The 13,575-nt window shown below is 53.6% G+C and carries 12 protein-coding genes and 1 other annotated feature; of the genes, 7 read left to right on the top strand and 5 right to left on the bottom strand.

What is annotated here, in order from left to right; translation table 11 throughout:
• Nucleotides 1-3: 3 nt before the first annotated feature.
• Together trmD and rplS are read left to right on the top strand one after the other, a co-directional pair.
• Nucleotides 4-759: a tRNA (guanosine(37)-N1)-methyltransferase TrmD gene (gene trmD, locus DXXMK7_RS16000; protein WP_038919947.1), complete on the top strand. Its 756-nt coding sequence runs from the start codon at nt 4-6 to the stop codon at nt 757-759.
• A 63-nt stretch (nt 760-822) separates the two neighbouring features.
• Nucleotides 823-1,170: a 50S ribosomal protein L19 gene (gene rplS / locus DXXMK7_RS15995; protein WP_022634545.1), complete on the top strand. Its 348-nt coding sequence runs from the start codon at nt 823-825 to the stop codon at nt 1,168-1,170.
• Between the two features lie 76 nt (nt 1,171-1,246).
• Here the strand turns inward: rplS and DXXMK7_RS15990 are convergent, their stop codons facing one another.
• Nucleotides 1,247-2,197 (bottom strand): cyclopropane-fatty-acyl-phospholipid synthase family protein, encoded by a 951-nt coding sequence (locus tag DXXMK7_RS15990; RefSeq protein WP_038919946.1) that lies wholly within the window; start codon nt 2,195-2,197, stop codon nt 1,247-1,249.
• Nucleotides 2,198-2,601: 404 nt separating this feature from the next.
• Nucleotides 2,602-2,952, bottom strand: coding sequence for a DUF2799 domain-containing protein (locus DXXMK7_RS15985; protein ID WP_038919945.1), 351 nt, complete (start codon nt 2,950-2,952; stop codon nt 2,602-2,604).
• A gap of 641 nt (nt 2,953-3,593) precedes the next feature.
• Between DXXMK7_RS15985 and DXXMK7_RS15980 the strand changes: the two genes are divergently transcribed.
• Nucleotides 3,594-4,658, top strand: coding sequence for a 3-deoxy-7-phosphoheptulonate synthase (locus tag DXXMK7_RS15980; protein WP_038919944.1), 1,065 nt, complete (start codon nt 3,594-3,596; stop codon nt 4,656-4,658).
• Nucleotides 4,659-4,670: 12 nt separating this feature from the next.
• Entirely contained in the window at nt 4,671-5,792 is a 1,122-nt protein-coding gene (tyrA, locus tag DXXMK7_RS15975; RefSeq protein ID WP_038919943.1) for a bifunctional chorismate mutase/prephenate dehydrogenase, read from the top strand.
• A gap of 106 nt (nt 5,793-5,898) precedes the next feature.
• Here the strand turns inward: tyrA and pheA are convergent, their stop codons facing one another.
• The 3 genes from pheA to bamD form a co-directional block, all read right to left on the bottom strand.
• Entirely contained in the window at nt 5,899-7,056 is a 1,158-nt protein-coding gene (pheA, locus tag DXXMK7_RS15970; protein ID WP_038921088.1) for a bifunctional chorismate mutase/prephenate dehydratase, read from the bottom strand.
• A gap of 22 nt (nt 7,057-7,078) precedes the next feature.
• Nucleotides 7,079-7,206 (bottom strand) — a sequence feature (Phe leader region).
• Nucleotides 7,207-7,420: 214 nt separating this feature from the next.
• Complete coding sequence (gene raiA / locus DXXMK7_RS15965) at nt 7,421-7,756, bottom strand: ribosome-associated translation inhibitor RaiA (protein ID WP_038919942.1); 336 nt, start codon at nt 7,754-7,756, stop codon at nt 7,421-7,423.
• Between the two features lie 299 nt (nt 7,757-8,055).
• Nucleotides 8,056-8,790, bottom strand: coding sequence for an outer membrane protein assembly factor BamD (gene bamD, locus DXXMK7_RS15960; protein WP_038919941.1), 735 nt, complete (start codon nt 8,788-8,790; stop codon nt 8,056-8,058).
• 133 nt (nt 8,791-8,923) lie between these two features.
• Between bamD and rluD the strand changes: the two genes are divergently transcribed.
• From rluD to clpB, 3 genes are all read left to right on the top strand, one after another.
• On the top strand, nt 8,924-9,901 hold the full coding sequence (gene rluD, locus DXXMK7_RS15955; protein ID WP_038919940.1) for a 23S rRNA pseudouridine(1911/1915/1917) synthase RluD: 978 nt from the start codon (nt 8,924-8,926) through the stop codon (nt 9,899-9,901).
• Nucleotides 9,902-9,920: 19 nt separating this feature from the next.
• Nucleotides 9,921-10,646 (top strand): purine nucleoside phosphorylase YfiH, encoded by a 726-nt coding sequence (yfiH, locus tag DXXMK7_RS15950; RefSeq protein ID WP_038921087.1) that lies wholly within the window; start codon nt 9,921-9,923, stop codon nt 10,644-10,646.
• Between the two features lie 134 nt (nt 10,647-10,780).
• A complete protein-coding gene (gene clpB / locus DXXMK7_RS15945; RefSeq protein WP_038919939.1) occupies nt 10,781-13,354 on the top strand; it encodes an ATP-dependent chaperone ClpB in 2,574 nt (857 codons plus the stop codon).
• Nucleotides 13,355-13,575: the final 221 nt, after the last annotated feature.

Genomic DNA, 13,575 nt, shown 5'->3' with positions numbered 1-13,575 from the left:
GCTATGTGGATTGGGGTGATTAGCCTGTTTCCTGAGATGTTCCGCGCCATTACTGATTATGGAGTCACAGGCCGGGCAGTTAAAAATGGCCTGCTGAGCGTACAGTACTGGAGTCCTCGCGACTTCACTTACGATCGGCATCGCACGGTGGACGATCGCCCTTACGGCGGCGGTCCCGGTATGCTGATGATGGTGCAACCCTTGCGGGATGCTATCCATGCAGCAAAAGCAGCGGCAGGCGAAGGGGCTCGGGTGATTTATCTGTCACCGCAGGGTCGCAAACTGGATCAGCAAGGCGTACGTCAACTCGCCGCACATCAGAAGATGATTCTGGTTTGTGGAAGGTACGAGGGCATTGATGAGCGTGTCATCAAAACCGAAATTGACGAAGAATGGTCAATCGGCGATTACGTTCTCAGTGGTGGCGAACTACCAGCAATGACGCTGATTGATTCTGTCGCCCGGTTTATTCCCGGCGTACTGGGTCATGAAGCTTCGGCACAAGAAGACTCTTTTGCCGATGGGTTGCTGGATTGTCCTCACTATACCCGGCCTGAAGTGTTGGAAGGTATGGATGTGCCGGCGGTATTGCTGTCGGGCAACCATGCGGAAATACGCCGCTGGCGTTTGAAGCAGTCGCTGGGCCGAACCTGGCTTAGAAGACCTGAACTTCTGAAAAGCCTAGCTCTGACTGACGAGCAAGCAGCGTTGTTGGCTGAATTCCAACAGGAATATCAGTCCGAACAACATGAGTATTAGGGGGCCGTTGCGGCAGCGCCGGACGAACCCATATATCAGTTTACCTAGGGTAAGAGACATATTATGAGCAATATTATCAAGCAGCTTGAACAAGAGCAGATGAAGCAAGACGTACCTGCGTTCCGTCCGGGTGACTCCGTGGAAGTTAAGGTATGGGTCGTTGAAGGTTCCAAAAAACGTCTGCAGGCATTCGAGGGCGTGGTTATCGCAATTCGTAACCGCGGTCTGCACTCTGCATTCACTGTTCGCAAGATTTCCAACGGCGAAGGCGTAGAGCGCGTATTCCAGACGCACTCTCCGGTAGTGGACAGCATTACCGTTAAGCGCCGTGGTGCTGTGCGTAAAGCCAAACTGTACTACCTGCGTGAGCGTGCTGGTAAGTCTGCTCGTATCAAAGAGCGTCTTAACTAAGCATACGCTTTCGCAACATCCGAAAGCGATAAGGGGTGGCATTTGCCACCCCTTTTTCTTTGGCGCCTTACTTGCGTTATGCGGCGTTTTCCATTTTCCGGGCGATCACGGTAGGGTACATCCGCATGCGGTCATCAATAAAATGTATGTCGCTGAATCCTGCTTGCTCCAACTGGCGCTGTGTCTGAGCATAGGTGCGGAATGCGGTCCATCTGGCTTCCAGAATACGTGAGAACAGCAAATGCTGTAAGGGGAGTAAGCGCTGCTCTTCCTCGGTGACCTGCCAGGTCGATTCTGCCGATAGCACCGGGGGCGGCGTCAGAAAACTGGTGATCAGCGTACCCCCGGGTTTTAGTGCCTGATTAAATGCCCGATAGAGGTCCGTCACTTTTTCATCATCGTGTTCATAAACGTTGAGCCCATTACTGGTCAGGACATCCACGGGTTCAGGCAATTGTAATGACCAGGCATCGCACTGCAGCAACGTGATGCGATCGTCGCAATGCTGTTGTTTAGCCAGCGAATTCGCGGCTTCCAGCGCCTGCAGATCCAGGTCTACGCCGATTAACCGCACATCTTGATGATGCGAGTAATCCAGCAACAGCAAATCTCCCATCAGCCCGCAGGGAACAGAGGCAAATACCATTCCGTCGCGTAGGCGTGATTGTAACTGCTGGCGGAAAATACCAAACCGCTCACGGGTGGCAAGCACGGCGGGTAATCGCTCGTAAATCAATTTTTCCAGATCACTGTAGGATGACCGCGTCGCGAAAGCGGAAGGATTAGTGACCAGGTGGTGGGTCCAATAGGCATTCAACCCCCGGTGTACCAGAAGGAATTTCCCGAGGTCGAATGTCGCCAGTTCTTCGGCAATCGCGATTTGCTCTTCCACCGTCGCTCCGGGGAGATCGCCGGCCTGGCGAATTCTTGATCTGACAGCATCGAGAGTAGCGTAATGATCATCAGGTGAACTTGGGTGATGAGACAGTAGTTGTCCTTGTCCGGAATGCGATGACGTACTTTTCATAATGAAGTCCTGTTTGCCAGCTTATTGCGTGGATAGATGAGGTGAATGTCTGACCAGGGCAATGATGGCAATGCAAAACGAATGTGTGCGTTCAATTCCATTTGGCGCCAGTGGTTTGTTGCGGATTGTTATGATTTAGTTAGGTTATTATAAGTTTGATTTATCACCAACGGTAGATGATTTATCCGAAAGCCATCTCAGCAGGTAACAAAACAGGCTGGATACTCAGACCGACTGCCGATGGGCGCGCCTGAAATGGCTGGCGAGCGTGAGTATGATGGATGCCTGCCAGCGACACGCTGGCCGGTTCATACAGATCTACCCAGGAGCTTAATAGAGGTCATTTGCAGGGAGAGGGGCAAAGAGTGGGGGGCGAAACAGCAGGCTGGCCTGTTATGACCAGTCTATTTATCCACCGTGTTTTGCCATACTTTTTTCAACTTTTCTGCGTCATTGACGCCATCACAGCCAGCCGGGAAGGATTTTCCCGCTCGCCCCCAGGCTGCGACATTATCGGGGTGGCACCATTCCGTCTGTCCGGCTCGATACCCATTCAGATAGGCATGACGATATACATCCGGATTGCCAAACCATTCCGACAGTGTCTCGTTATCCCTGACAACCATACCGCTGGTGGCGTCCTTATATCCCGCGTCATACCAGAAATCGGACTCGCCTTTAGTCGGCGATACCGACGGAACGGACTGGCAGCCGGTGAGGAGCAACAACCCTATCAACACTATACCGTTTCTCATGATTGAACCTGTTTTTACAGCATCAGAATGAAGAGATACGGCCTAATATTACGCAATTTCCTGTTTTTCCTTTAATGATTTCAGTGCCCTGTGCTTGATTGGCGTTCTTCACTCAGTTCAGCGACGATACGTTTCCGCTTTCCCGAACACAACAACATACGGTGATAGCTGCGGCTGGGACGTGCTGGCATGATGCTGAATAATACGGTGTATAATTTTGTTTACGGTTGTAGCGTCACCGATGGTCGGCATTTTCGTCAGTCACGTGGTTTACCGCGGTTTAAACCGGTCGCCAGCATCTGTCCTGTGAAGGCCCGTAATCAGCATTCGCCAAATATCACCAGTAACATCATCAGGCTGTGAAATCATTTCAGATCTGCTGATTCTCTGCCTCTGAATACCTGAGAAACGGCGGCAGGTTGATAACGTCCAGCGCTTTCAATGAATTACTGTATTCGATGGTGAGACGCGCCCGATAGGCGTTAGCCAGTTTTGTGATTTCTAACCGGTTTTACGGGAGTAATTTTAACTTTACACCTATGGCTTGAAAAATTTACGACCTGTGTGTTAAGGTGTGAACCTGTTACTGACAATGACGAAATCGCTCCCCTTATACCAAAGGAACACACAGGATCATCATCATGCAAAAAGACACGCTCAATAATATTAATATCAGCGCCGAACAGGTTCTTATTACTCCCGACGAACTGAAAGCCAAATTCCCGCTCAATGAGCCGGAGCAGCAGGCGATTGCTTTGTCGCGTAAAACCATTGCTGACATTATTCATGGCAACGACAAACGTCTGCTGGTGGTGTGTGGTCCCTGTTCCATTCATGATACGGATGCCGCGCTGGATTACGCGCGTCGTCTGCAATCCCTGTCAGCCGAATTGAGCGATCGGCTGTATATCGTCATGCGTGTCTATTTTGAGAAACCCCGTACCACTGTCGGCTGGAAAGGGTTGATCAATGATCCCTACATGGATGGTTCCTTTGATATGGAGGCGGGGCTGCATATCGCCCGCGATTTGCTGCTTAAGCTGGTAAACATGGGGTTGCCGCTGGCGACCGAAGCGCTGGACCCGAATAGCCCGCAGTACCTGGGGGACTTGTTCAGCTGGTCGGCGATTGGCGCCAGAACCACCGAATCCCAGACTCACCGCGAGATGGCTTCCGGGTTATCAATGCCGGTGGGTTTCAAGAACGGCACTGACGGTAGTCTCGGCACCGCCATTAATGCCATGAAAGCCGCATCAATGCCGCATCGTTTTGTCGGTATCAATCAGAGCGGTCAGGTTTGCTTATTGCAGACGCAGGGAAATCCGGATGGACACGTGATCCTGCGTGGCGGCAAAAAGCCGAATTACAGCGCGGAAGACGTGGCTGAGTGTGAAAAACAGATGCGCGATGCAGGACTGAATCCGGCGCTGATGATAGATTGTAGCCACGGTAACTCCAGCAAAGACTACCGTCGGCAGCCGCTGGTGGTGGAGTCGGTGATCGAGCAGATCAAATCCGGTAACCGTTCTATTATCGGGCTGATGCTGGAGAGCCATATCCACGAAGGCAATCAGTCTTCCGAGCAACCGCGCGCCGACATGCGTTACGGGGTATCGGTGACGGATGCCTGCATCAGTTGGGAAAGTACAGAGACATTGTTGCGCTCGGTTCATAAAGAGCTGAGTGCGCGAAGCGCCAATCAGTAAGGAGAAGAACAGATGGTCGCTGAACTGACCGCATTGCGTGATCAGATAGATGAGGTAGATAAAGCATTATTGGCGTTGTTGTCGCGTCGGCTGCGTCTGGTGGCGGAAGTCGGCGAGGTAAAGAGCCGTTATGGTTTGCCAATTTATGCGCCTGATCGGGAAGCAGCGATGCTGAGTTCACGACGTAAGGAAGCGGAAACGCTGGGTGTTCCCCCGGATTTGATTGAGGATGTTCTGCGTCGGGTGATGCGGGAGTCCTACGCCAGCGAGAATGACAAAGGGTTTAAAACGTTGTCTCCGTCGCTGCGCCCGATTGTGATCGTTGGAGGGCGTGGTCAGATGGGGCGCCTGTTTGACAGAATGCTGACGCTGTCCGGCTATCAGGTACGTATCCTGGAGCAGGAGGACTGGCCGCAGGCGGAGACGCTGCTGGCGGATGCCGGCATGGTGATCGTCAGTGTGCCAATCCATGTCACCGAACAGGTTATTGCCCGTCTGCCCCAACTGCCGGATGACTGTATTTTGGTGGATTTGGCGTCGGTTAAGAATGGTCCGCTGCAGGCGATGCTGGCGGCGCATCAGGGGCCGGTGCTGGGGCTGCACCCGATGTTCGGCCCGGATATCGGCAGCCTGGCCAAACAGGTTGTCGTGTATTGTGACGGACGCCAGCCGGAGGCCTATCAGTGGTTGCTGGAGCAGATCCAGGTGTGGGGCGCCCGGCTTCATCGCACCAGTGCGGTGGAACACGACCAAAACATGGCGTTCATTCAGGCGTTGCGCCATTTCGCGACATTTGCCTATGGCGTGCATCTGGCGGAAGAAAATGTGCAGCTGGAACAATTGCTGGCGCTTTCTTCGCCGATATACCGGCTTGAACTGGCGATGGTGGGGCGGTTGTTCGCGCAGGATCCGCAACTCTATGCCGACATCATCATGTCTTCCGGCAACAATCTGGCATTGATAAAACGTTACTACCAGCGTTTTGGTGAGGCGATTTCATTGCTGGAAGCGGGAGATAAAGCTGCGTTTGTCAGCAGCTTCAAGAAAGTCGAACACTGGTTCGGTGATTATTCGCGGCGATTCATGGCCGAAAGCCGTACTCTGCTGCGTCAGGCGAACGATATCCGCCAGTAGCGCAAAGGGCCTTGATGGTTTCCTGAAAAACCACCCTCGTTGAGAGGGTGGTTTTTTTATTGACGGGGTAGTCCATAGCTCCTGGCGGATACTGATGCGAAGTGGGTTATGCCGGTTCCACCGGCACCACATTTTCGCTGGGATAGCAGCCCAAAACCTTGAGCGAGCGGGTAATCGCGGCCAGCCCCTGCAGCGCTTTACGGGTATTGTCGTTGCGCAGATTGGCCTGCACATCAATATAAAACATCTCTTCCCACGGATTGCCGTTTATCGGCCGCGATTCCAGTTTTGTCATCACGATGCCGTGTTCGCGCAGCACCAGCAGCGCTTCCACCAGTGCGCCGGATTGCTGTCCGGTAGCCATGATTAAGGTGGTTTTAGCCGGCACTTGTTCGGTGACGTCGATCGGCTTGCGGGCCAGTACGATGAATCGGGTGATGTTTTGCACCTGATTGGCCAGATTCTGCTCCAGCGCCTGTAACTGATAAAGCATTCCACCGGCTTCGCTGCCCAGCGCGGCGGCATGCGGGGAATTGAGCTCGGCGACTTTCGCCATCGCGGCGGCGGTGCTTTCGCAGTACTCGATTTTCCAGTGCGGAAAACGGTTGATGAAATGGCTGCACTGCTGGAAAGGCTGCGGGTGGCTGTAAACGGTCTGGATCTGGTCCAATTGCGTATCCACCGCAACCAGCACGCAATGGTCGATAGGCGTGGTCAGCTCACCGACGATGGATAACCCGGTGTGCTGCAGCAGGTCGTAGACATCGTTGATTGAACCTGAGCTGGTGTTTTCTATCGGCAGCACGGCGTAATCGGCCTGGCCGGTTTCAACCAGGCTGATGATGTCCTGAAAACGCTGGCAGCCGCATTCAATAATCTGGTCAAAATGGCGCGCGGCATACTGACGGGCGGCTAAATGAGAGTAAGAGCCTTTGGGGCCGAGAAAAGCGACGCGGGCGGAATGCGACGCGCCAGAGTTGAGGTGCTGTTGCAGCAGCGCCTGCTGGGTCAGTACCGAATCTTCAATAATCAACTGGAACAGACGGGTAATGTAGTGACCGTCGAGCTGCCGCTTTTTACCTTCTTCTGCCAGCCGGGACAGTAAATCCCGCTCACGCTCTTTATCGCGAATAGGGCGATGAGAGTGCTGTTTGGCTCGCGCTACATCCAGCGCCAGCTCCCTTCGTTGTGCCAACAGTTCGAGCAGTTGCATATCCAGCGCGGTAATACGCTCGCGCAGCGCCAGTAATGGATTATCGGTCATGGTGTGTACCTGTTTGCTGTCCAATAAAAAAGCCTCCTGATTCAGGAGGCTTTTTTTGTTCGTCTTCGTATTCTTACTCACACGACAAATCGCCCCCCCGGATCGGGGAGAGTAAAGAAGAATACGAAGAAAAACGGTTGTGGCGTCATGTCACCAAATCCTTGTTGGGAATGTTGATTAAGGTAACTGTTGCCTTTTCATCCTGTCAATACAAAATCTCCGGGAGCGATGCGCTCGCGTAGCGTTGTTCCATCAGGGAAGAGGAAACGTGAACCGTAAAAAACGCGCCTTGCGGCGCGTTTCAGGCAACGGACAGGATCTGTCATTAAAAATGGAGACGCGGTGGGCGCGTCATCAGGTACTGCTATTCTGCCGGGGCCTGCTGATTGACATCTTTGATGCAGCTGTCCGCACGGCGGGCTTCGCCTTTGTGCTGGACCTTGTTCAGCTGTCGTTCCAGTTTTGTGATGAGTTCATTGACAGCGGTATACATATCTTCGTGTTTGGCGCTGGCCACCAACGGGCCATTGGGCGTACTGATGGTGGCGTCGACCACAAAACCCTGCGGCTCTTTAGACAGGATAATGTGCGGATTGATCAGGTGAGTCTGCCATTTATCCAGTTTGCTGAGACGGTCTTCGACATGCTGACGTATTGCGGGGGTAATATCCATCTGCTTGCTGGTAATGTTGATAGTCATAAAAACTTACCTCTCTGCCTTTTCCGTCTTGGGTGATTTCAGCATACCCCTAGTCGATGCAAAGTGGGTGATTTTGATCACCTTTTCTGGTCACTTTTCCGTCATGTGAATTGATTTGTGAGCGGCTTTGGGGAACCGGTGCGGCGCGCTTGTCGCCTTGCCAGGGCTGTGCCATTATCTATTAGATGTATTGGCGGGATTATCCGGTTACATTCAGGATGGCTGGCCATAGATCGAAAAAACAGGGCGAAAAAAACGGCAACCGAAGTTGCCGTGGTAATAGGGTTTCAGGCGTCTCTTCAGGCAGAAGGGTTGGCGGCGATGATTTTAGCCACCTTGTCGGCCTGCGCAGTCAATCGCAGTTCCCGATAGGCATTTTCCATCAGCGGCAGCGCGGTGCGCGTTGCCTGCGTATCCGGATAGTCCTTCAGCATTTGCTCTACGCGGTTAACCACTGCGACATAAGCGCCGCGTTTCGTGTAATACTGTGCGACAGAAAGCTCATATTTGGCCAGACGTTCTTTCAGGAATGCCAGGCGCTTGCTGCCGTCTGTGGCGTATTGGCTGTTCGGGTAGCCCTGAAGCAACTGGCTGAAAGCTTTAAACGCTGAACGAGCATACTGAGGATCGCGGTCTGAACGGTCGACGCCGAAGAAGCCTTGCAACATGCTGTCATCCTGCGCCATGTTGGTCAGCCCGCGCATATAGAGGACATAGTCCACGTTCGGGTGCGTCGGGTTCAGGCGGATGAAGCGATCAATCGACGCCTGAGCCAACGGCAACTCGGCGGATTTGTAATAGGCGTAAATCAGGTCCAGTTGGACCTGCTGGGAGTAAGGGCCGAATGGATAACGGTTATCCAGCGCTTCCAACTGCGTGATGGCGGCTTTAAAGTTGCCGTCCTGCAGTTTCTCCTGGGCGGTGGCATACAGTTCTGAAGGTGGACGGTCGGGAACCGCATCTTTGGAATTGGAGCAACCAGCCAGCGTCAGGCTCAACGTGGCAGCAGCCACCAGGTATTTCATACGCGTCATGACGATTTGATTATCCTCAGAGTGTTTTTCCGGGAAACTGTCCGTTAAGCTCCCGATTAAGACCAGCTACAATGGTACATTATTTTAAACGGCATCGCCGTTAAAACCCAACGTTAATAAGAAGCAGCATACTATGTCCCAACAAGTACAACTCACCGCGACGGTGGCCGAATCCCAACTTGGACAACGTTTAGATCAGGCTTTGGCCGAATTGTTCCCTGATTATTCACGTTCCCGCATAAAAACGTGGATTCTGGAACAGCGAGTACAGATTAACGGCAAGATGGTGGATAAACCAAAAGAGAAAGTGCTTGGCGGGGAATCTGTCGCTATTGATGCTTTGATCGAGGAAGACGCCCGCTGGGAAGCGCAGCCGATCTCGCTGGATATCGTCTATGAAGACGAAGACATTCTGGTGATCAATAAACCGCGCGATCTGGTGGTACACCCTGGCGCCGGTAATCCTGACGGCACCGTGCTGAACGCGCTGTTGCATCACTATCCGGAGATTGTCGATGTGCCGCGTGCGGGGATTGTCCATCGCCTGGATAAGGACACCACCGGCTTGATGGTGGTGGCCAAGACTGTACCGGCCCAGACCCGGTTGGTGGAATCATTGCAGGCGCGTGAAATCACCCGCGAATATGAAGCGGTGGCGATCGGCACGATGACGGCGGGCGGCACGGTAGAGGAGCCGATTGCCCGCCATTCCACCAAACGCACGCACATGGCGGTACACCCGATGGGGAAACCGGCCGTGACGCACTATCGCATCATGGAACATTTCCGTGCACATACCCGGCTGCGGCTGCGGCTGGAAACGGGCCGGACCCACCAGATTCGCGTCCACATGGCGCACATCAACCATCCGCTGATAGGCGACCCGTTGTATGGCGGTCGTCCGCGTCTGCCCAAAGGGGCTTCCGAGGCATTTATCGAGACGCTGCGCAATTTTGATCGTCAGGCACTGCACGCCACCATGTTGCGCCTTTATCATCCTATCAGCGGTATCGAGATGGAGTGGCATGCTCCCTTGCCGCAGGATATGGTGGATCTGATTGCCGCGTTGAAAGCGGATACCGATGCGTTTAAAGATCAACTTGACTGGTGATGGCATGGCGTCTGACAACATGATGTTAATACCCGACTGGCCTGCTCCGGCGACGGTACGGGCCTGTAGCACCACTCGTCTTGGCGGCGTCAGCGGCGCGCCGTATGACTCGCTCAATCTGGGTAATCATGTGGGAGACGATCCGCTGCATGTGCAGGATAACCGGCAACGTCTGGTTGCCGCGGCCGGATTGCCGGTCATGCCGCACTGGCTGGAACAGGTGCATGGCACAGAGGTGATTAACCTTGATCAGACATCGCCTGCGTCACTGACGGGCGATGCCGCTTATACCACCCGTAAGGATCGGGTATGCGCGGTAATGACCGCCGATTGTCTGCCGGTTCTGTTCTGCTCTGTTGATGGACGCGAAGTGGCGGCGGCGCATGCCGGCTGGCGTGGCTTGCAGGCCGGCGTGTTGGAACAGACGCTGCGTCATTTTCGTGCTCGCCCGGCCGACATTCTGGCATGGATGGGGCCGGCGATCGGTCCGCAGCAATTTGAAGTCGGGGGTGAGGTCCGTGAGGCTTTTATGCAGGGCGACCCCGCCGCCGATTGCGCTTTTATCCCCCGTAATGGTAAATTCCTCGCCGATATTTACCAACTGGCCCGTTTACGTTTACAGGCCGCTGGCGTCAGCCAGGTGTTCGGCGGCGACGACTGTACGGTCAGCGACGCCGGCCGGTTTTTCTCCTATCGACGCGATGGAACAACCGGACGTATGGCAACTTTGATTTGGCTGATATAACCTATTGAATTAAGACGATCCGGAGGATTAACGTTTTTCCTTCTATTATTACTGGCAAAATCATCTTGAATTTTTGAGGGATGACCTCACTTAATCTCCAGTAGCAATTTTGACCAGTATGTATGGGAGGAGTTATGCGTCTGGATCGTCTTACCAATAAGTTCCAGCTTGCCCTCGCTGATGCCCAATCTCTCGCCCTCGGACGAGATCATCAATTCATTGAGCCGCTGCATTTGATGAGTGCCCTTCTGAATCAGGAAGGGGGCACCGTCGGCCCGTTATTGACAGCAGCTGGGGCAAATGTGAGCCGTCTTAAAAGTGAAATTGAACAGGCAATCAGCCGATTACCACAGGTGGAAGGCACCGGTGGCGATGTTCAACCGTCCAGCGAGCTGGTACGGACGCTCAATATCTGCGACAAGCTGGCGCAGAAAAAGGGCGACACATTCATTTCTTCAGAATTATTCGTGCTGGCGGTGTTTGAATCGCGCAGCGCATTGGGTGATCTGCTAAAAAATGCAGGCGCCACTCAACAGAATGTCACTCAGGCTATCGAGCAGGTTCGCGGCGGGCAGCAGGTCAACGAGCAGAGCGCCGAAGATCAGCGTCAGGCACTGAAAAAATTCACGATTGATCTCACGGAGCGTGCCGAACAGGGCAAGCTGGACCCGGTGATTGGCCGTGATGAGGAAATTCGACGCACTATCCAGGTGCTGCAGCGCAGAACCAAAAACAACCCGGTTTTGATCGGCGAGCCTGGCGTCGGGAAAACCGCCATTGTTGAAGGGTTGGCGCAGCGTATCGTCAATGGCGAAGTCCCTGAGGGGCTGAAGAATAAACGCGTGCTGGCGCTTGATATGGGTGCGCTGGTGGCGGGAGCCAAATATCGCGGTGAGTTCGAGGAACGTCTGAAAGGCGTGCTGAACGACCTGTCCAAACAGGAAGGTAACGTCATCCTCTTTATCGACGAGCTGCACACCATGGTCGGTGCCGGCAAGGCTGACGGCGCGATGGATGCCGGCAACATGCTCAAGCCGGCGCTGGCGCGCGGCGAGTTGCACTGCGTAGGGGCGACGACGCTGGATGAATACCGGCAATACATTGAAAAAGACGCCGCCCTTGAGCGCCGTTTCCAGAAAGTGTTTGTCGCCGAACCGACTGTTGAAGACACCATCGCCATTCTGCGCGGTCTGAAAGAGCGCTATGAGCTGCATCATCACGTGCAAATCACCGATCCGGCGATTGTCGCGGCGGCCATGTTATCGCACCGATACATTTCCGATCGGAAATTGCCGGATAAAGCGATCGATCTTATTGATGAAGCCGCATCCAGTATTCGTATGCAGATCGATTCCAAACCGGAGCCGCTGGATCGCCTTGATCGCCGAATTATCCAGCTGAAGCTGGAACAACAGGCGCTGAAGAAAGAGTCTGATGAAGCCAGCCTGAAACGTCTGGAGATTCTGAATGCCGAGCTGGAGCAGAAAGAGCGCGAATACTCAAAACTGGAAGAAGAGTGGAAAGCCGAGAAAGCATCGCTGACGGGCACGCAAAATATTAAGGCGGCGCTGGAGCAGGCAAAAATTTCTCTGGAACAGGCAAGACGCCAGGGGGATTTAGGCCAGATGTCGGAATTGCAGTACGGCAAAATTCCTGAATTGGAAAAACAGCTGGCCGCAGCCACACAGGTTGAAGGCAAAACCATGCGCTTGCTTCGTAATCGGGTAACGGATGCCGAGATTGCCGAAGTGCTTGCCCGCTGGACCGGTATTCCGGTTTCACGGATGCTGGAAAGCGAGCGGGAAAAACTGTTGCGCATGGAGCAGGAGTTGCACCAGCGGGTGATTGGACAGAACGAAGCGGTGGAAGCCGTCGCCAATTCTATTCGCCGCAGCCGTGCCGGATTGTCGGATCCCAACCGTCCCATCGGTTCGTTTCTGTTCCTCGGGCCGACCGGCGTGGGTAAAACCGAATTATGCAAGACGCTGGCGTCGTTCCTGTTCGATAGCGATGACGCCATGGTCCGTATTGATATGTCCGAGTTCATGGAGAAGCATTCGGTTTCCCGTCTGGTGGGCGCTCCTCCGGGATATGTCGGTTATGAAGAAGGTGGGTATCTGACTGAAGCGGTACGCCGCCGGCCTTATTCCGTCATCCTGCTGGATGAAGTGGAAAAAGCGCACCCTGACGTGTTCAACATTCTATTGCAAGTGCTGGATGACGGCCGACTGACTGATGGACAAGGCCGCACGGTGGATTTCCGCAACACGGTGGTGATCATGACCTCCAACCTGGGTTCGGATCTGATCCAGGAACGGTTCGGTGAGATGAATTACAACCAGATGCGTGACATGGTGTTGAGTGTCGTCAGCCATCATTTCCGTCCGGAGTTCATCAACCGTATTGATGAGGTTGTGGTATTTCATCCGCTGGGTAAAAACCATATTACTTCAATTGCGCAGATTCAGTTGCAGCGGCTCTACAAACGGATGGAGGAGCGCGGCTATACCGTCACAATATCCGATGCGGCGCTGGAATTGCTCGGTAACTCAGGTTTTGACCCGGTGTACGGCGCCCGGCCGTTGAAACGCGCCATCCAGCAGATGATTGAGAATCCGCTGGCGCAGCAGATATTGTCAGGGGCTTTAGTTCCCGGTAAACCGGTTACCCTGGATGCAGATGACGAGGCGATTGTTATTCGCCAGTAATCGTTATTCTTATGATGAAGCCCGGCTAATGCCGGGCTTTTGTTTTATTTATCGCCTAATGGAGTGGTAAATCGCCATTAATTGTGGTTTTGGTTCAAAATGTGAGCGGTTGAGTTTTTTTTTGAAAATTAGTCTTGTCAGGCCAGAAGAACTCCCTATAATGCGCCTCCACTGACACGGCAACGGCGATGAGCCGGCGCGGTGTGAGGCAGAGAAAACGG

This window comes from Dickeya sp. MK7 (assembly GCF_000406305.1).
In the GTDB taxonomy this organism is placed as follows: domain Bacteria; phylum Pseudomonadota; class Gammaproteobacteria; order Enterobacterales; family Enterobacteriaceae; genus Dickeya; species Dickeya fangzhongdai.
This window is presented reverse-complemented; position numbering and strand designations above follow the sequence as displayed.

Excerpts from the sequence above, each read along its gene's own strand:
- DXXMK7_RS15980 (WP_038919944.1), top strand. The coding sequence starts at position 3,594 with ATGCAAAAAGACACGCTCAATAATATTAATATCAGCGCCGAACAGGTT.
- rluD (WP_038919940.1), top strand. The coding sequence starts at position 8,924 with ATGTCCCAACAAGTACAACTCACCGCGACGGTGGCCGAATCCCAACTT.
- clpB (WP_038919939.1), top strand. The coding sequence starts at position 10,781 with ATGCGTCTGGATCGTCTTACCAATAAGTTCCAGCTTGCCCTCGCTGAT.
- rplS (WP_022634545.1), top strand. The coding sequence starts at position 823 with ATGAGCAATATTATCAAGCAGCTTGAACAAGAGCAGATGAAGCAAGAC.
- bamD (WP_038919941.1), bottom strand. The coding sequence starts at position 8,790 with ATGACGCGTATGAAATACCTGGTGGCTGCTGCCACGTTGAGCCTGACG.
- pheA (WP_038921088.1), bottom strand. The coding sequence starts at position 7,056 with ATGACCGATAATCCATTACTGGCGCTGCGCGAGCGTATTACCGCGCTG.
- tyrA (WP_038919943.1), top strand. The coding sequence starts at position 4,671 with ATGGTCGCTGAACTGACCGCATTGCGTGATCAGATAGATGAGGTAGAT.
- DXXMK7_RS15990 (WP_038919946.1), bottom strand. The coding sequence starts at position 2,197 with ATGAAAAGTACGTCATCGCATTCCGGACAAGGACAACTACTGTCTCAT.
- yfiH (WP_038921087.1), top strand. The coding sequence starts at position 9,921 with ATGATGTTAATACCCGACTGGCCTGCTCCGGCGACGGTACGGGCCTGT.
- trmD (WP_038919947.1), top strand. The coding sequence starts at position 4 with ATGTGGATTGGGGTGATTAGCCTGTTTCCTGAGATGTTCCGCGCCATT.
- DXXMK7_RS15985 (WP_038919945.1), bottom strand. The coding sequence starts at position 2,952 with ATGAGAAACGGTATAGTGTTGATAGGGTTGTTGCTCCTCACCGGCTGC.
- raiA (WP_038919942.1), bottom strand. The coding sequence starts at position 7,756 with ATGACTATCAACATTACCAGCAAGCAGATGGATATTACCCCCGCAATA.